Raw genomic sequence first — 17,715 nt, forward strand, 5'->3', positions numbered from 1 at the left:
CCCGGGGGCGGGGGGGGGGGGCCCCCCCGGGCTTCCACGCGCATGGGTGGTGTGTTGCTCGCTTCCGGGGGGGGGCGCGCCCCGAACTGGGGGGGGGGCCGCCCGGCGGATGCCGGGCGCCCCTCCCTCATGTCTTCTACTGGTTGCCGGGGTCGAGCGGGTCCTCGGGTGTGGTGGGGGCCGTCGGCGGCTGGGTCGTCGGCGGCTCGGTCGTGGGCTGTGTGGGCGGCTGGGTCGTCGGCGGCTCGGTCGGCTTGTGCGAGTGCTTCGGGTGCGGCGAGTGCGACGGCTTGGGCGCCTTGCTGGTCGGCGTGTGCGACGGCGTGCTGGACGGCGACTGGGAGTGCGACGGCGGCACGGTCGGCTGGATCGCCGCGCCCTGTGTGGTGTCGAGTTCGAACTTGGTGACGCCGTCCATCGCCTCGAAGGTGTAGGCGGCCCAGATCTTCGCCGGGATGGCGCCGCCGTTGATGCGGGCGGGGCGGCCCAGGTCGTCGAGCAGGCCGGCCGCGCCGGTCAGCGGCACCTGCGCGTGGGTCTTGGAGTCCTCGCCGAACAGGCCGACCGAGGTGACGAGGCCGGGCGTGTAGCCGGTGAACCAGGCCGACCTGTTCTTGTCGGACGTACCGGTCTTGCCGGCGACCTGCTGGCCGTCGCGCGCCGGGTTGGCCGCCACCGACTGGCTGGCCGTACCGTCGTCGACCACGCCGGTGAGCACGGAGGTCACGGTGTCGGCGGCCTGCGGGGGGATCACCTGGTCGCCGATCGGGTCCGGGATGGTGACGGTGCGGTCCTTGTGGTCGGCCGACTTGATGATCGTCGGGGTGACCTTCTTGCCGTGGTTGTCGAGGGTCGCGTAGATGCCGGCCATCTCCAGCGGGCTCGCACCCATGGAGCCCAGCGTCTGCGCGGGAACCGGCTCCATGCCCTGGGTGTCCATGCCGAGCTTGCCGGCGACCTCCATCACCTTTTCCATGCCCACGTCGATGCCCATCTGGGCGAAGACCGAGTTGACGGACTGGTTCATGGCCGTCTGGACGGTGATGGGGCCGTAGCTCTTGTCGTCCTCGTTGGGCGGGCCGAAGCCGACCTTTCTGCCGTGGTCCACGGCCTGGCGGCCGCTGGTGCCGTCGTAGACCGTGCTCGCCGTGATGGGCTGGCCGTCCTGCGTCGTGGCGCCCTCGGCCAGCGCGGCGGCCAGGATCACCGGCTTGAAGGTGGAGGCGGGCTGGTAGTCGGTGCGGGTCGCGTTGTTGCGGTAGTGCTTGAAGTAGTCCGCGCCGCCGTACATGGCGAGGACCTTGCCCGTCTTCGGGTCGACGGACACGGCGCCGGGCTGGACGTTGGCGTCGACGGGGCGCTTCTTCGGGTCGAGCCGGCCGGTCAGCTGGTCCTTGACGGCCTGCTCCAGCTGGTGCTGCTTCTTCTTGTCGATGTTGAGCGTGATGGTCCAGCCGCCCTTTTTCACCAGCGCCTCGGCGTCACCGATGGTGGCGGCCTGGCCCTGGGCGACCAGTCGCCGCTCCAGTGCCGCGTTGGCCGCGTCCACCAGGTAGCCGGTCTGTCCCTTCATGCCGGGCGCCGCCTTGGGCGCCTTCGGCTCCGGGAACCGCATGGTCTGGCGCTTGCCCGCGTCCAGCCAGTGCTGCTTGACCATGTTGTCCAGGACGTAGTTCCAGCGGGCCTTCGCCAGCTTCTTGCCGGTGTCGGTCGCGAGGGCCCAGTCGTACTGGTTCGGCGCCTGGAGCAGCGCGGCGAGGTAGGCGCCCTCCTCCACCTTGAGGTCCTTGGCGTCCTTGTGGTAGTACGCCTGCGCCGCGGCCTGGATGCCGTAGGCGCCGCGGCCGTAGTAGCTGGTGTTGATGTATCCCGCGAGGATGTACTCCTTGGACTTCTGGCGGTCCAGCTTCAGCGAGATGACCAGTTCCTTCAGCTTGCGCGAGACGGTCTGGTTCTGGTCCAGGTAGTAGTTCTTGACGTACTGCTGGGTGATCGTCGAACCGCCCTGGGTGCCGCGCCCCATCACGGTGTTGAGCACACCGCGGGCGGTGCCCTTCAGATCGACGCCGGAGTCGTGGTAGAAGCTCTTGTTCTCGGCCGCGACGAAGGTGCGCTGGACGTCCTTGGGGACCTCGGAGAGGTCGACGCTCTCACGGTTGAGCTGGCCGGTGCGGGCGAGCATCGTGCCGTCGCTGTACTTGTAGATGTTGCTCTGCAACTGGGCGGCGGCGTTGCCCTGCGGGATGTCCACGTACATGTACAGCCCGATGAAGGCCGCGATCACCAGCAGGCACAGCCCGAAGAACGTGCCGAGCACCTTCTTCCAGGTGAACAGCCTGCGTATGCGGCCCTTGGGCGGCTTGGCGTCGGCCGGGGCTGCCGCCATGGGCACGGAGGGGCGGCGTTTGGGCGCCGCGCGGCGGCCACCGCGCTGTCGCGCTCGTCTCTCTTCCGCTCGTCCCATGGGTCCCTACGCTCACTTCCGTCTTGGGGTCAGCTCCGAAAGCTAACACTCGCCTATATGACAAAGGGCGTCCGATCCGTTCTTTTACGGACGTGAGAATGAGCACCTGCCCCGTGGGAACCGACGGTTTCGGAGGCCGGGGGGTTGCTTCGACCCGTTAAAGTGATATCGCTTTGATAGAAGAAAGCCAGACCCGCGGGGCGCAGGCTTCCCGAGAAACGGGGACCGCCATGTCCGTGCACGACGCGTACGGCAGCCCGATCGAGCCGGCCGCGGTCGTGGTCCGGAAGGTCCAGGACACCGCCCAGGCCACCTTCGAGGTGGACGACGGCCTGTCGCTGCGCGGCAACGCCGAGGCGGGCGCGGTGGTGGCCGCACGGCGCCAGATCGTCGACGGGGCGGTCGGCTTGGTCGAGACGGCGCTCGGCCGGATCGCCGAGGCGGACATCGTGGAACTGGACGAGGAGCGGGAGGCGGCGATGGTGTCCACCCTGATGGTCGGGCTGTGCGGGGACCGGGCCCCGCAGCCGGTCCTCAGCACCGGGACCCTCCACCGGTGACGGACCCTTCACGGACTTCGAAGCGACGGCCGCAGCAGCGCAAGCAGGTACTGCTGCGGCTGGACCCGTCGGTCTACGAGGCGCTGGCCCGCTGGGCCGGTGACGAGCTGCGGTCGGCCAACGCGCAGATCGAGTTCCTCCTCAGGAAGGCGCTGGCGGAGGCGGGACGACTGCCGAAGGACACCGGCCCGCTGCCGCGCAGGGGCAGGCCGCCTGTGTCATAACCGTGACAATGGGCCGCCACCTGCACCGCCGTACTGCCCGCCATGATCACTGCACTCGGCGTATACATGCGGGGTATACACCGTGTGTAGAGTGCTCCGCATGTCCATCGGTCACACCCTTCTGGGGCTCCTGGAGTCCGGCCCGCGCCACGGCTACGACCTCAAGCGGGCCTTCGACGAGAAGTTCGGTCACGACCGGCCGCTGCACTACGGCCAGGTCTACTCCACGATGTCCCGGCTGCTGAAGCACGGCCTCGTGGAAGTCGACGGCATCGAGGCGGGCGACGGCCCCGAGCGCAAGCGGTACGCCATCACCGACGCGGGCATCACCGACGTCGACCGGTGGCTCGGCACCCCCGAGAAGCCCGAGGAGTACCTGCAGTCGACCCTGTACACCAAGGTCGTCCTCGCCCTCCTCACCCACCGCGACGCCTCCCTCATCCTCGACACCCAGCGTGCCGAGCACCTGCGCAGCATGCGGATCCTGACCGACCGCAAGCGCAAGGGCGACCTCGCGGACCAGCTGATCTGCGACCACGCGCTGTTCCACCTGGAGGCCGACCTGCGCTGGCTGGAGCTGACCGCGGCCCGCCTGGACAAGCTCCGTGCGGCGGTGGCCCGATGACCCCTCCCCCCGGCTCCCTGCTCACCGCCGACAACCTGCGCAAGGCCTACGGCCCGACGGTCGCGCTCGACGGCGCCGAGTTCTCCGTCCACCCCGGCGAGGTCGTCGCCGTGATGGGCCCCTCCGGCTCCGGCAAGTCGACACTGCTGCACTGCCTCGCCGGCATCGTGCCGCCCGACTCCGGGTCCATCACCTACGACGGCCGGGAACTGACCGGCATGAGCGACACCGAACGCAGTGCGCTGCGGCGCGGCGAGTTCGGCTTCGTCTTCCAGTTCGGCCAGCTCGTCCCGGAGCTGACCTGCGTGGAGAACGTGGCACTGCCGCTGCGGCTGAACGGCACCTCCCGCAAGGAGGCCGAGCGGGCCGCGCTCGGCTGGATGGAACGGCTGGAGGTGGACGACCTCAAGGGCAAGCGGCCCGGCGAGGTCTCCGGCGGCCAGGGGCAGCGCGTCGCGGTGGCGCGGGCGCTGGTCACCGAACCCCGGGTGATCTTCGCCGACGAGCCGACCGGCGCACTCGACTCCCTCAACGGCGAACGCGTGATGGAGCTGCTGACCGACGCGGCCCGCTCCACCAACGCGGCCGTCGTCCTGGTCACGCACGAGGCCCGGGTGGCCGCCTACTCCGACCGCGAGATCGTCGTACGCGACGGCAGGTCCCGGGACATGGAGCGCGCCATATGAGTGCCCGCCAATGGTCCAGAGACCTCGGCATGGGCGTCCGGTTCGCCTTCACCGGCGGGCGCGAGGGCTGGGTCCGGATGCTGCTGACGGCGGTCGGCGTCGGCCTCGGCGTGGCGCTGCTGCTGCTGACGACCGCGATCCCGAACGCGCTGGCGGTACGGGACCAGCGCAACCAGGACCGACTGGACTACACCTACGGTCCGTCCCGGCCGAAGGCCGCGAACACCCTGGTGATCTCCGACATCGACAGCACCTTCCGCGGCAGCGACGTGCGTGGCCGGCTGGTGGAGCCCGAGGGTCCGCGGGCACCGCTCGCACCGGGCCTCACGACGTACCCGGCGCCCGGCGAGATGGTCGTCTCCCCCGCGCTGAAGCACCTCCTCGGCTCGGCGGACGGGAAGCTGCTGCGCGAGCGGCTGCCGTACCGGATCGTCGGGACGATCGCCGAGCCCGGACTGATCGGCTCGCACGAACTCGCCTACTACGCCGGCGCGAAGGCCCTCGCCCCCCGCATCGACGGCTGGCGGACGGCCCGGATCGACCACTTCGGTCCCCAGCAGGCGTCCAAGGCGGACAAGGCCGACCCGGTGCTGATCCTGCTGGTGCTGGTCGTCTTCGTGGTGCTGCTGATGCCGGTCGCCGTGTTCATCGCCACGGCCGTACGGTTCGGCGGCGAGCGGCGCGACCGCAGGCTGGCCGCGCTGCGGCTGGTGGGCTCCGACAGCCGGATGACCCGGCGGATCGCGGCGGGCGAGGCGCTCGCCGGCTCGCTGCTCGGGCTGGTCTTCGGCACCGTCTTCTTCCTGCTCGGCCGGCAGCTCGCGGGCTCGGTCGAGATCGTGGGCGTCAGCGTGTTCCCCAGCTATCTCGATCCCTCCCCGGCGCTTGCCGCCCTGGTCGCCCTCGCCGTTCCGGCGGCGGCGGTGCTGGTCACGCTGTTCGCGTTGCGCGGGGTGGTCATCGAGCCGCTGGGCGTGGTCCGTACGGCCAAGCCCACGCGCCGCCGACTGTGGTGGCGGCTGCTGCTGCCGCTGGGCGGCCTCGCCTGCCTCGCGCCGATGATCGGACAGGGCCGCGACAACGGCACCTTCAACGAGTACCTGGTGATCGGCGGCGTCCTGCTGCTGCTCGTCGGTGTCACCGCGCTGCTGCCATGGGTCGTCGAGGCGGTCGTGGCCCGGCTCGGGCACGGCGGGCTGTCCTGGCAACTGGCCGTACGACGGCTGCAGTTGAGCAGCGGCTCGGCGGCCCGCCTGGTCAACGGCATCGCGGTCGCGGTGGCCGGGGCGATCGCGCTGCAGATGCTGTTCGCGGGGGTCCAGGACGACTACACCAAGGTCAACGCGAAGGACACCGGCCGGGTGCAGATGCAGGTCAACCTGTCGCGGGGTGTCCCCTTCCTCCCGGCCGCCCGGCAGTTCGCCGCCACCAAGGGCGTACGGAAGGCCACCTCGGTGGGCAGCTCCCAGCTGGGCGACGGTCGCTGGAGTTCCGACAAGGGGCCGGCGAACACCGTCGGCCTCACCGTCGGCACCTGCGCCTCGCTGCGGGAGATGGCCGACCTGCCGAACTGCCACGACGGCGACGTCTTCGCGGTGACCGGCGGGGACCGGGACGCCGACGTGGCGAAGCTCGCCCGGCCCGGCCGCACCCTCCATGTCGACACGAGCGACCGCTCGGGCGGCGGCCCGGACGTCCTGTGGACCGTGCCCGGCGACCTGAAGCGGGGCCGCGCGCTCACCGGGCCGGTCGGCTTCAAGGAGAGCGGTGTGCTGGTGACCCCGGGCGCCGTGTCCCGGCGGATGAGCGCCACGCTGGCCGGATCGGTGTTCCTCGCGCTGGACGAGTCACTGCCGGACGCGCACGAATACGTCCGCAACACCGCGGCGCGGATCGACCCGCTGGCGGACGCGATGGTGTGGTCGTCCACCGAGCGCTCGGCGCAGTTCACCTCCATCCGCACCGGTACGTTCGCCGGCGCCGTGTGTGTGCTGGTCCTGATCGGCGCGAGCCTGCTGGTGTCCCAGCTGGAGCAGCTGCGCGAGCGGCGCAAGCTGCTGTCGTCGCTGGTCGCCTTCGGCACCCGGCGGCGCACGCTGAGCCTGTCGGTGCTGTGGCAGACGGCGATCCCCATCGCCCTCGGCCTGCTGCTCGCCTCGACCGTCGGAATGACGCTGGGCGCGGTGCTGCTGAAGATGGTGGGCGCGACGGTGGGCGTGGACTGGCCGAGCCTGCTGTCGATGATCGGCGCGGGTGCGGCGGTGGTCCTCACGGTCACTGTGCTGAGCCTGCCGCCGCTGGTGCGGTTGATGCGGCCGGAGGGGCTGCGTACGGAGTAGTTCACGGGCTGCAGGCGCCCTGCCCGCGTCAGGGCGCCTGCAGCACCCGCACCGGCAGCGCCCCCATCGCCTCGCGCAACGCGGCGGCCAGCTCCTCGTACTCCGCGGAGCGCGCCGCCCCCGCCCGCATCGCCAGGGCGACGCGGCGACTGGGGGCCGGCTCGGCGAAGTACCCGGTGAGGAGCTGGCTGCTCCGCGTCGTCTCCAGCTTCAGGGCCGTACGCGGCAGCAGCGTGCAGCCGAGCCCTCCTGCCACCAGCTGGACCAGCGTCGAGAGGCCGGCGGCCGTCGTCGTCACCGGGGCGTCCTCGCGCCCCGCCTCCCGGCAGATGTCCAGGGCCTGGTCACGCAGGCAGTGGCCCTCGTCCAGGAGCAGCAGGTTCAGCTCCTTCAGCGCCTCGCGCGGAATGCCCTCACGGCCGCCGAGCCAGTGGTCGAGCGGGGTGACGAGCACGAAGTCCTCGTCGAACAGGGGGAGTTCGACGACCCCCGGCACACCGAGCGGGACCGCCAGCAACAACAGGTCGAGACGGCCGGAGCCCAGGCCGTCGATCAGGCTGGCCGTCTGCTCCTCGTGGACCTGGAGGTCGAGGTGCGGATAGCGGTCGTGGACGAGCCGCAGCACCGTCGGCAGCAGATACGGCGCGACCGTGGGGATCACCCCGAGGCGCAGGACTCCGGTGAAGGGCGCCCGGACCGCCTCGGCCTCCTCCAGCAGCACCCCGACCGCGTCCAGCACCGCCTTCGCCCGTACGGCGAGACGCTCGCCCGCGGGCGAGAGCAGCACCTTGCGCGTCGTACGCTCAAGGAGGGTCACGCCCAGGGTCTCCTCCAGCGCCGAGACCGCGCCGGACAGGGCGGGCTGGCTCATTCCGATCGCGGCTGCCGCGTCCCTGAAGTGCAGGTACTCGGCGACGGCGGCGAAGGCGCGCAGCTGGGCGAGGCTCGGCTGCCTCCGTTTGCCATTACTCCCGGTCACTGATAACCACCTCCGATCAACATGACCGAGTGTAGCTATTTCACTAATCAATGCACCCTGTGCCAACATCGAGAAAGTCCAACCCATGGGAAAGATCCTCAAAAGGGGTCTTTCTTCGCTGCAAGGAGAGCATGTGCTCACTGTCGGTGACAAGTTCCCCGAGTTCGAACTGACCGCCTGCGTCTCGCTGGAGAAGGGCAAGGAGTTCGAGCAGATCCACCACAAGTCCTACGAGGGCAAGTGGCTGGTCGTGTTCGCATGGCCGAAGGACTTCACCTTCGTCTGCCCGACCGAGATCGCCGCGTTCGGGAAGCTGAACGACGAGTTCGCCGACCGCGACGCCCAGATCCTCGGCTTCTCCGGTGACTCCGAGTTCGTCCACCACGCCTGGCGCAAGGACCACCCGGACCTGACCGACCTGCCGTTCCCGATGATGGCCGACTCCAAGCACGAGCTGATGCGCGACCTGGGCATCGAGGGCGAGGACGGCTTCGCGCAGCGCGCCGTCTTCATCGTCGACCCGAACCGCGAGATCCAGTTCACCATGGTCACCGCCGGTTCCGTGGGCCGTAACCCCAAGGAGGTCCTGCGGGTCCTGGACGCCCTGCAGACCGACGAGCTGTGCCCGTGCAACTGGAGCAAGGGCGAGGACACCCTGGACCCGGTCGCGCTGCTGGCCGGTGAGTGACCCATGTCGCTCGACTCGCTGAAGTCCCGCGTCCCGGACTACGCCAAGGACCTGAAGCTCAACCTGGGCTCGGTCATCGGCAACTCCGACCTGCCCGCGCAGCAGCTGTGGGGCACGGTGCTGGCGACCGCCATCGCCTCCCGTTCCCCGATCGTGCTGCGTGAGCTGGAGCCGGAGGCGAAGGCGAACCTGACGCCGGAGGCGTACACGGCCGCCAAGTCGGCCGCCGCGATCATGGCGATGAACAACGTCTTCTACCGGACGCGTCACCTGCTGTCGGACCACGAGTACGGCACCCTGCGCGCCGGTCTGCGGATGAACGTCATCGGCAACCCGGGCGTGGAGAAGGTCGACTTCGAGCTGTGGTCGTTCGCGGTCTCCGCGATCAACGGCTGCGGCATGTGCCTGGACTCGCACGAGCAGGTGCTGCGCAAGGCCGGCGTGGAGCGCGAGGTCATCCAGGAGGCGTTCAAGATCGCCTCGGTGATCCAGGCGGTCGGCGTCACCCTCGACACCGAGGCCGTGCTGGCCGAGTAAACGGTTCCGCGAAGGCCCCGCTCACCCCTGGTGGGCGGGGCCTTCGGCGTTCTCCGCCGCGACCTCGTCCGCGGCCACGGCGGCGGCCTTGCGCTGCTGCACTTCCTCCGAGTACTGCCGCAGGGACCCCACGACCGTGTTCGTCACCGCCACCAGCGGTACGGCCACCACCGCGCCGCCGATGCCGGCCACCATGCCGCCGGTCGCGACCGTGAGGACGACCGCCAGCGGGTGGACGCGGACCGCGCGGCCGAGGATGAACGGCTGCAGCACATGGCCCTCGATCTGCTGCACCGCGAGGACGACCACCAGGGTCATGACCGCCGTGAAGACCCCCTGGGTGACCAGCGCCACGATCACCGCGAGCGCGCCGGAGGCGACCGCGCCGACCAGCGGGATGAAGGAGAACAGGAAGATGAAGACGGCCAGCGGCACGGCCATCGGCACGTTCAGGAAGTAGATGCCGATGCCGATGAAGATGGCGTCGATCAGGGCGACCAGGACCGTGCCGCGGACATAGGCGGTCAGGGTGCTCCAGGCGCGCGGGCCGGCACCGGCCACGCCCGGGCGGGCCGCGGCGGGCACCAGCCTCAGGAACCACTCCCAGATGCGCTTGCCGTCGTAGAGCAGGAACAGCGTCGAGAAGAACACCAGCAGGATGCTGGTGAGGGTCTCGATGATGACCTGAACGCCCTCCAGGCCCGCCGACGTTATCTGGTCGGCGTTGGCGCCGATCGCCTCGCGGAGGTTCTTCGCGATCTGGTTGATCTGCTTGTCGGTGACGTGGAAGGGGCTCTTCAGCAGCCAGTCGCGCAGATCGTCGATGCCGGACTGGATCTGGGTGGAGAGCGTGTCGATGTTCTCCATGACCTGCCAGGTCACGAACCAGCCCATCAGCCCGATGACGACGAACCCGCTGATCGCGGTGAGCGCGGTGGCCGGGCCGCGCGGCACTCCGCGGCGGGTGAGCCGGGCGACCGTCGGCTGCAGCAGCGCGGTGACGAGCAGGGCGATGACGAAGGCGAACACCACCAGCTGGACGGCGCTGATGACACGCATCAGGACCCAGACGGTGCCGGCCAGGACCAGCAGCCGCCAGCCGGCCTCGGCCGCCACCCGCACGCCCCACGGGACGGCCTCGGCGGGGTCGGGGCGGTGGCCGCCGGCCGGGGGTGCGGACCGGCGGACGGGGGGCGGGGTCTCGGCGGCGGCCGGGGCGGGAGGTTCGGACGCGGCGAGCGGCTCGCTGTCCTGCTCCACCTCCGCGCGGCGCTCGTCCAGGCGCTCGCTGATCTCGGTGAGACCGGCACCCAGCCGGCCGAGCCACCCTGGCACTCGCGACATGTTCCGTCCTCTTCCCCCGCGTCCCCGCGTGCTCGCCACCTCTCCTCCCCCTGGAGGCATGCCGGGTACGACCGTACAGGGCGAAAGCCCCTCACCTGAGGACGGGGAGGGGCTGCGCGAGGTCGAGCGGGGCCGGTGGGTCAGTACCAGTGGTTGGCCGACCAGAACGACCAGGCCTGGCACGGGCTTCCGTACCGGCTGTTCATGTAGTTGAGGCCCCACTTGATCTGGGTGGCCGGGTTGGTCTGCCAGTCGGCACCCGCGGAGGAGTACTTACCGGCGGGCAGGGCCTGGAAGAGGCCGTAGGCACCGGAGGAGGCGTTGACCGCCTGGTAGTTCCAGCTGGACTCGTGGTCCACGATGTTGCTGAAGCACTGGAACTGGTCGCCCGCCACCATCTGACGCGCCATCGCCTGGATCTGCGCGACGGAGTAGCTGCTCTGGACGGGGAAGCTGGAGGAGTCCCGGGCGCTGTCGCGGCTGGCCGCCTTCTTGGCCTCGGCGCGCTCCTTGGCCTGCTTGGCCGCCTGCTCGGCCGCGGCCTTCTTGGCGATCGCGGTCTCGGCGGCTGCCTTGCGGGCCGCCTCCTCGGCGTCCTTCTTGGCGCTCGTGTCCGCGGCGATGGCCTGGGCGTCAGCCTGCTGCGTCAGGGACGCGGACTGCACCTGGGCCTGCTGTCCCGCGGGTATGTCCGCGAGGAGCGTGGTGTCGGCTGCCGTCGCCTCGGCGTCGTTGTTGTTCTGCTGCGCGACGCTGCCCGAGGCAACTCCGACGACGCTTCCGACGGCGGTGACCGCGGTGGCCGAGGCCACTGCGAATCCCCGGACCGAAATCCGGCTCACACGGTTTCCTTCCAGCATCGCCCGCTTCGGTGACCCTGGCGGACGCAATCGTGCCCCTGACACTGGCCTCCCAACTGCGGGGTCACGGGAGGCACGGGCCCGGTGGGCAACTCCCTCTCGGGGAGCGCCGCGTGGTGCGCGGGCGGCATACGACGAACTCTATGGAGTTGGTGTTGCTTCTGTGGTGCTGCACCGCTGGGGGTACAGGTGTGTCGTATGCGGGGCCTGACAGGACTGAGACTCTGCCGTAACCGGACGCCGGGTGGCAATTCTGCGTTGAGTGTGAAAGCTCACATCTCGTTTGGCCCCCGGGATTTTCGGAAAGCTCCACACACCAAGGCGCCGCCCGGCTAGGCTCTGATGCCTTTGCCGGGCGGCGCCAACTACCGGGCGTACCGGGTCAGATGTGACCGTCCTCCAGCATTTCGGTCACCAGCGCGGCGATCTGGGACCTCTCGGACCGGGTCAGCGTGACGTGCGCGAAGAGCGGGTGCCCCTTCAGCTTCTCCACGACGGCGACCACACCGTCGTAGCGACCGACGCGCAGATTGTCCCGCTGTGCCACGTCATGGGTGAGAACCACCCGTGAATTCGCGCCGATGCGGGACAGAACGGTGAGCAGGACGTTCCGTTCGAGCGACTGCGCCTCGTCCACGATCACGAACGCGTCGTGCAGCGAGCGGCCGCGGATGTGGGTGAGCGGGAGCACCTCCAGCATCCCGCGCGCGGTGACCTCCTCGATGACCTCGCGGCTGGTGACCGCGGACAGCGTGTCGAAGACGGCCTGCGCCCACGGGCTCATCTTCTCGGCCTCGCTGCCCGGCAGATAGCCCAGCTCCTGCCCGCCGACCGCGTACAGCGGCCGGAAGACCATCACCTTCTGGTGCTGACGGCGCTCCAGGACCGCCTCCAGGCCCGCGCACAGCGCCAGCGCCGACTTGCCGGTGCCGGCCCGGCCGCCCATCGAGACGATCCCGACGTCCGGGTCGAGCAGCAGATCGAGCGCGATGCGCTGCTCCGCGCTGCGGCCCTTGATGCCGAACGCCTCCCGGTCGCCGCGCACCAGGCGGACGTTGCCCTCGGCGGTGACCCGGCCGAGCGCCTTGCCGCGCTCGGACTGGATGGTCAGGCCGGTGTGCACGGGCAGGTCAGCGGCCTCCGGGACATACACATGGCCTTCCTCGAAGAGGATGTCCACCTGTTCGCCGGGCAGCGTCAGTTCGGACATTCCGGTCCAGCCGGAATTCTCCGTGATGGCGAGTTCGGCGCGGTACTCCTCGGCGAGCAGTCCCACGGAGGACGCCTTGATCCTCAGCGGCAGGTCCTTCGACACGACCGTGACGTCGTACCCCTCGGCCTGCAGATTGCGGGCCACCGCCAGGATGCGGGAGTCGTTGTCCCCCAGGCGGTAGCCGGTGGGCAGCACGCTGGGGTCCGAGTGGTTGAGCTCGACACGGACGGTCCCGCCCAGCTCCCCGATCGGGATGGGGGCGTCGAGGCGACCGTTCTTCACCCGGTAGTCGTCCAGCAGGCGCAGGGCCTGGCGGGCGAAGTAGCCGAGCTCCGGATGGTGCCGCTTGGCCTCCAGTTCCGTGACCACCACGATGGGGAGCACGACCTCGTGCTCGTCGAAGCGGGTCAGGGCGTTCGGGTCGGCCAGCAGGACGCTGGTGTCGAGAACATAGGTGCGCCGGTCTGGCTTGTGGCGCTTTGTGCTGGTCACCACGGAAGGACGTACCCCCTCGGATGAGGTCGGGGAGCGACGAGGCTGAGCTGGACCGGTGTCTGGCCCCCGCGAACGGCGGGCCGTGAACCGGCCCTCCGCGGCTGCTTCCGTGCAGTGACCGCACGATCGGGCTGGTGCAAAGGGCCTCCCGGGCGGACGACCCCGAGCCGCCCGCTGAGATCCGACACCCGTGGTTCGGGTGTCGACCTGTTTGGCTTATGCCCTCGAACATGCGCCGCCATGCAAAAGCGGCCATCGGCGTGCCGGTGAACTCCTTGTTAAGTCCACCGGAACCGGGGTATACGGAGCGCCCCGCTGCCGTGGCGGTCAGCGGGGCGTCAAGTCTGCTCAGCCGCCGTAACGTCGGTGACGTGCGGCGTAGTCGCGCAGGGCACGCAGGAAGTCGACCTTGCGGAAGGCGGGCCAGAAGACCTCGCAGAAGTAGTACTCGGAGTGCGCGGTCTGCCACAGCATGAATCCGGACAGCCGCTGTTCGCCGCTGGTGCGGATGACGAGGTCCGGGTCGGGCTGGGCGCCGGTGTAGAGGTGACGGCCGATCATGTCGATGTCGACGGACTCGGCGAGGTCCTCCATCGACACGCCCTTGTCCCGGGCGTCGAGGAGCATGGAGCGCACGGCGTCGGCGATCTCCTGCCGCCCGCCGTACCCGATCGCGACATTGACGAGTATGCCGTCGACGGTGGCGGTCGACTCCTCGGCCTCCTTCAGGGTGCGCTGCATCCCGGCCGGCAGCAGGTCCATCGTGCCGACGTGGTGCACCCGCCAGCGGCCGTCGGCGGCGAGGGTGCGGACGACGTCCTCGATGATGCCGAGCAGCGGGCCGAGTTCGTCCTGCGGCCGGTCGAAGTTGTCCGTGGACAGCAGCCACAGGGTGACGACCTCGACGTCGGTCTCGGTGCACCAGCCGAGGAACTCCTCGATCTTCTCGGCACCGGCCCGGTGGCCGTGGACGGTGGTGGAGCCGGCCGCCTTCGCCCAGCGGCGGTTGCCGTCCATGATGACGCCGATGTGCTTGGGCACCTGATCGTGGTCGAGGTGGCCCTCCACCCGGCGTGCGTAGAGCCTGACGAGCAGGCTGCGCAGGTTGTCGCGCAGGTTCACGTGGCCCTCCGGGGGTGTGGCGTGGGGGTTCGGTGCGTACGGTTGCCCGAGCCGCTGAGCCTACCCCCGCTGGGGGCTTGGTTCCGGCCCGGGTTGGAGGACGGGGGCTGGTGCGGGTGCGACCTCGCCGTCACCCACGAGTACAGTCCCGCGCCCCTGAGGGGGGACGCCCCTCGCCCGCCCGGGGGTTCCCGGAGTTCCGGAGTTCTTGTTGTTCCGGAGTCCTTGGTGTTCCGGAGTTCCGGACGAACCCACCGTCTGCCGGGGACGAAAAACGGGCCGGTCCGTGGGGGGGAGACGGACCGGCCCGAGGGGGGGTTTCCACCATAACCCTTCGTGAGGGATGGTGGGTGCATCGGCGGGCCACAACTACTCTCCGGAGTCGCCCAGCGACGCCCCGCTGGGCGCGGAACGGTGGATTCTAGGGCGTCTCATGGCCGATTCACAGCGGAATCCCAGGGAAAATCGGCGTGATACGAAATAATTCAGAGGGATTCCGTAAGCTTTGCGCCATCTTGGGGCAGATCGGCGGATCGCAGCCGGGGTCCCTCCGACGGGCTACCCGGTCAGCGAATCCCGACTTGACGGTTCCGCTACGGACGGCGGGGAAGATCATCCGGTTTCACGGCACCGCACAGCCCCCTCCACTGCGCGGTGCCGCCCGCGCAGCTTTGCTTGCGCGAATAACCTTGGTCTGAACTTACGTGACGGGTGGGGCAGATGTGAACCTGAGCCGATAACAATGTGGAAACTGCCTCAGCGGGTCGGCTTGCGGATGTCGAAGAGGTACCAGGCACCGCGCACAGGACGCTGTCGGCGCGGCCTGTTACCTTCCGCCCGCATGACGACTTACACCGCCGGAGAGAAGCAGACGCTGCACGCGAGCCTCGACCGGCACCGGGACGCCGTGCTGTGGAAGCTGACCGGCCTCGACGACGAGCAGCTGCGCCGCCCGATGACACCGACCGGCACCAACCTGCTGGGCCTGGTGAAGCACCTGGCCAGCGTCGAGTACGGCTGGTTCGTGGGAACCTTCGGCGGCGAGGCGGAGCCCCTGTGGTTCGACCCCTACGACGACATGCGGGTCACCCCTAGGGAGACGACGGAACGGATCACCGCCTTCTACGGCCGCGCCCGCGCCGCCGCCGACGCCATGATCACCGCACTGCCCCTGGCCGCCCAGGGCAGCCCCGCCTGGCAGGACATCACCGTCAGCCTGCGCTGGACGCTGGTCCACATGATCGAGGAGACCGCGCGGCACGCCGGCCACATGGACATCCTGCGGGAACTGATCGACGGCGCGACCGGCGACCATCCCCGGTGACGGACGCCGGCTGAGGAAGGCGTCCCGGGGCCGGGGCGTGAACCTCGACCGCCTGAGCGCTTCCGGGTCGTGCTCATCGGCGAGGAAGACGAACAGGTCCTCGTCCGTGACAGCCCGCAGGGACGCTTCGCCGTGCTGCTCGTCGCGCTCGTCGGTCATGCGGGGAAGTGTGGCAGCCGCCCCTGACAACACCCCGCCACCTGCGGTTACGGCACCAGCGGCCGGACCTCCTCGGCGGCGAACCGCACGAAGCCCTCCGGGTCGGGCTCGTCCCCGGTCGGCTGTAGCACGACGGTGTCGGCACCGGCCTCGGCGAGCCGTCGTACGGCCGCGGCGACGGCACCCGCGTCCCCCGCGACGCCCACGCCCGCCGCCGACTCCAGTCCTTCGGCGGCGAGTTCGGTCCGCAGCCGGGCGCCGGCACCGGGCCCGGTGGCGGCCAGCAGATAGACGACGACCTTGTGCGGCTCGCCGCGCCCCGCTTCCCGCCGCCCCTCCTCGATGAGCCGCCGGGCCTGTCGTACGCCGTCCGGGGAGGTGGCGGCGGTGAGGAGTGTGCCGTCGGCCTTGGCGCCGGAGAGGCGGAGCGTGCGTGGCCCGGTGGCACCGGCGAAGACCGGCACGGCGCGCTCCGGCGGCCAGTCGAGGCCGACGTCGTCGAGGGAGACGTACCGCCCGCGCACGGTGAGCCGCTTTCCCGCCAGCAGGGTGCGCAGGGCGTCGAGATGCTCGCCGAGGAGGGTGAGCGGCGAGGCGGCCCGTGCCCCGACCTGCCCCATCCAGTCCTGCACGCCGTGCCCGACGACGACGGTCGCGCGGCCGGGGAACATCCGGTGCAGCGACGCCGTCTCCATCGCGGTCACGGCGACGTTCCTGAGGGGCACGGGCAGCAGCCCGACGCCCACGCGCACGCGCTCCGTCCACGCGAGCGCCGCGGCGGCCGTCGAGATCCCGCCCTCCAGGAAGCAGTCCTCCCACAACCACAGCTCTTCGAGCCCCACGTCGTCCGCGACACGGGCGACGGCCCGCAGACGCTCGGGTGGAAGCTGGGGACGGAACACGACACCGAGTGCAGTCATGGGCCTCTTCCTAGCGGGAGGCGGTCGCCCGGGCAACTCCCTTGTTCCCTGGGCGCCTTCCCCCACCCGGGTCCCGGAACGCGGCACACGGGAGTGGCCCGCAGTGCTGTGGGTACGGTCACGGCGGAGGTGGCCTTCGGATGGCACGGTGGCGGGACGGGCGGGGCCGGCTGGTCATGCACGGGAGCAATGGCCACGGGGCTGCGGTGACGGTTCCGCTGGAGATCTCGACTTCCTACCGGGCCCGGACGAAGGGACTGCTGGGACGGGACTCCATCGCCGGGGCGATGCTGCTGTCCCCGGCGAGCGGAGTCCACACCTTCGGCATGCGCATCCCGATCGACGTCGCCTACCTGGACCGCCACCTGACCGTCCTCGCGGTCCGCACGATGTCCCCCGGCCGCTTGGGCCTGCCCCGCCTCAGGGCTCGGCATGTGCTGGAGGCGGAGGCCGGTTCCATGGCTGGGTGGGGGTTGCGAGCGGGGATGCGAGTGGCCGTCGAAGCGGCGTAGCACGAGTGACAGGCGTGCGAGCAGGTACCGGTTGCCGCGCCGGTGTCGATCAGGACCGGGGCCAGCCTTGCCGGAGAGGACCTGCCGACGACCGAACAGCCATGTTTCCACGTCTAGTTGTGTGCAAGTAAACTGTCAGTCAAGATCGCCGGGTCATCACAACGGGGGTTCGTGACTCATGGCATGGGACGAATGGGAGCAGCTGAAAAGCCGAGCTGCTGACAAGCAATCGACGCGTCTGCGACTGAACAGCGCAGCCGACACCGCCGGCGGCACGGGCGGTGCTGACCTCGTCGTCCATCAGGACGACCTCGGCGCCGTCGGCCACGAGGCATTCCAGCTCCACGCTCGCCTTCACGATCAGGTCGACATCGCGGGAGCGGGAGCTGACGACCACGGCGCGGGCACGACGATGCAGGCCGCGGCTGCGCTGAAGAGTCACCATTTCGCGATGGGAGCGGGTCTCGAGACGACTGTTTCCGTCTGGACCTCTCAGGTAAAAGCGGTGCTGCAGGCGTTCGCCCATATCTCGAACCACCTTGACTACTCGAAGAAGCTGCACGCACGTGATGACGAGACCATCGCCGCCGACCTGCGCGGCCGGGATGGGTCCGCGGTCTCCGCGTCCGTTCTGAACAGCTACTTCAAGTGACGGGAGCGGGGA

The 17,715-nt window shown here is 70.0% G+C and carries 16 protein-coding genes and 1 pseudogene; 10 read left to right on the forward strand and 7 right to left on the reverse strand.

Translation table 11 applies throughout. The features are described 5' to 3' along the window. Nucleotides 1–136: 136 nt before the first annotated feature. Complete coding sequence (locus ABT171_RS01525; RefSeq protein ID WP_351238546.1) at nucleotides 137–2,464, reverse strand: transglycosylase domain-containing protein; 2,328 nt, start codon at nucleotides 2,462–2,464, stop codon at nucleotides 137–139. A gap of 185 nt (nucleotides 2,465–2,649) precedes the next feature. Here ABT171_RS01525 and ABT171_RS01530 point away from each other — a divergent pair. The 5 genes and pseudogenes from ABT171_RS01530 to ABT171_RS01550 form a co-directional block, all read left to right on the forward strand. Next, nucleotides 2,650–3,024 (forward strand): annotated as a pseudogene (locus ABT171_RS01530) (SPFH domain-containing protein); the annotation flags it as partial. Continuing rightward, entirely contained in the window at nucleotides 2,970–3,248 is a 279-nt protein-coding gene (locus ABT171_RS01535) for a type II toxin-antitoxin system antitoxin (protein ID WP_503072621.1), read from the forward strand. The pseudogene ABT171_RS01530 and the gene ABT171_RS01535, both read left to right, overlap by 55 nt. A 100-nt stretch (nucleotides 3,249–3,348) precedes the next feature. Continuing rightward, on the forward strand, nucleotides 3,349–3,873 hold the full coding sequence (locus ABT171_RS01540; RefSeq protein ID WP_351238550.1) for a PadR family transcriptional regulator: 525 nt from the start codon (nucleotides 3,349–3,351) through the stop codon (nucleotides 3,871–3,873). Next, entirely contained in the window at nucleotides 3,870–4,559 is a 690-nt protein-coding gene (locus ABT171_RS01545) for an ABC transporter ATP-binding protein (RefSeq protein ID WP_351238552.1), read from the forward strand. The genes ABT171_RS01540 and ABT171_RS01545 overlap by 4 nt, the downstream gene beginning before the upstream one ends. Further along, entirely contained in the window at nucleotides 4,556–6,898 is a 2,343-nt protein-coding gene (locus tag ABT171_RS01550; protein WP_351238554.1) for an ABC transporter permease, read from the forward strand. The genes ABT171_RS01545 and ABT171_RS01550 overlap by 4 nt, the downstream gene beginning before the upstream one ends. Nucleotides 6,899–6,926: 28 nt before the next feature. Here ABT171_RS01550 and ABT171_RS01555 read toward each other — a convergent pair whose 3' ends face one another. Then, the gene (locus ABT171_RS01555; RefSeq protein WP_351238556.1) at nucleotides 6,927–7,877 is read right to left on the reverse strand and encodes a LysR substrate-binding domain-containing protein; all 951 of its coding nucleotides are present in this window, start codon (nucleotides 7,875–7,877) and stop codon (nucleotides 6,927–6,929) included. 133 nt (nucleotides 7,878–8,010) lie between these two features. Here ABT171_RS01555 and ABT171_RS01560 point away from each other — a divergent pair, with 133 nt between their 5' ends. Together ABT171_RS01560 and ABT171_RS01565 are read left to right on the forward strand one after the other, a co-directional pair. After that, nucleotides 8,011–8,565: a peroxiredoxin gene (locus tag ABT171_RS01560; protein WP_069778975.1), complete on the forward strand. Its 555-nt coding sequence runs from the start codon at nucleotides 8,011–8,013 to the stop codon at nucleotides 8,563–8,565. Nucleotides 8,566–8,568: 3 nt separating this feature from the next. Then, a complete protein-coding gene (locus ABT171_RS01565) occupies nucleotides 8,569–9,102 on the forward strand; it encodes an alkyl hydroperoxide reductase (protein ID WP_351238559.1) in 534 nt (177 codons plus the stop codon). A 21-nt stretch (nucleotides 9,103–9,123) separates the two neighbouring features. On the opposite strand, the gene ABT171_RS01570 is transcribed toward ABT171_RS01565, so the two are convergent. The 4 genes from ABT171_RS01570 to ABT171_RS01585 form a co-directional block, all read right to left on the reverse strand. After that, nucleotides 9,124–10,446: an AI-2E family transporter gene (locus ABT171_RS01570; protein ID WP_351238561.1), complete on the reverse strand. Its 1,323-nt coding sequence runs from the start codon at nucleotides 10,444–10,446 to the stop codon at nucleotides 9,124–9,126. A gap of 140 nt (nucleotides 10,447–10,586) precedes the next feature. Then, nucleotides 10,587–11,288 carry an aggregation-promoting factor C-terminal-like domain-containing protein gene (locus ABT171_RS01575; protein WP_351238563.1) on the reverse strand — a complete coding sequence of 234 codons (702 nt, stop codon included), beginning with the start codon at nucleotides 11,286–11,288 and terminating at the stop codon, nucleotides 10,587–10,589. 400 nt (nucleotides 11,289–11,688) lie between these two features. Then, a complete protein-coding gene (gene phoH2 / locus ABT171_RS01580) occupies nucleotides 11,689–13,014 on the reverse strand; it encodes an RNA 5'-3' helicase PhoH2 (protein WP_351238565.1) in 1,326 nt (441 codons plus the stop codon). Between the two features lie 348 nt (nucleotides 13,015–13,362). Next, nucleotides 13,363–14,136: an isoprenyl transferase gene (locus ABT171_RS01585; protein ID WP_351238567.1), complete on the reverse strand. Its 774-nt coding sequence runs from the start codon at nucleotides 14,134–14,136 to the stop codon at nucleotides 13,363–13,365. Nucleotides 14,137–14,977: 841 nt separating this feature from the next. Here ABT171_RS01585 and ABT171_RS01590 point away from each other — a divergent pair. After that, the gene (locus tag ABT171_RS01590) at nucleotides 14,978–15,460 is read left to right on the forward strand and encodes a DinB family protein (RefSeq protein WP_351238569.1); all 483 of its coding nucleotides are present in this window, start codon (nucleotides 14,978–14,980) and stop codon (nucleotides 15,458–15,460) included. 206 nt (nucleotides 15,461–15,666) lie between these two features. Here ABT171_RS01590 and ABT171_RS01595 read toward each other — a convergent pair whose 3' ends face one another. Then, nucleotides 15,667–16,539 (reverse strand): LLM class flavin-dependent oxidoreductase, encoded by an 873-nt coding sequence (locus ABT171_RS01595; protein ID WP_351238571.1) that lies wholly within the window; start codon nucleotides 16,537–16,539, stop codon nucleotides 15,667–15,669. 140 nt (nucleotides 16,540–16,679) lie between these two features. Between ABT171_RS01595 and ABT171_RS01600 the strand changes: the two genes are divergently transcribed. Beyond that, nucleotides 16,680–17,051, forward strand: a complete 372-nt coding sequence (locus tag ABT171_RS01600) for a DUF192 domain-containing protein (RefSeq protein ID WP_351238573.1) — start codon at nucleotides 16,680–16,682, stop codon at nucleotides 17,049–17,051. A 178-nt stretch (nucleotides 17,052–17,229) separates the two neighbouring features. Then, nucleotides 17,230–17,703, forward strand: a complete 474-nt coding sequence (locus ABT171_RS01605) for a hypothetical protein (protein ID WP_351238575.1) — start codon at nucleotides 17,230–17,232, stop codon at nucleotides 17,701–17,703. Nucleotides 17,704–17,715: the final 12 nt, after the last annotated feature.

It is taken from the genome of Streptomyces sp. NPDC001851 (assembly GCF_040297165.1).
GTDB lineage: Bacteria > Actinomycetota > Actinomycetes > Streptomycetales > Streptomycetaceae > Streptomyces.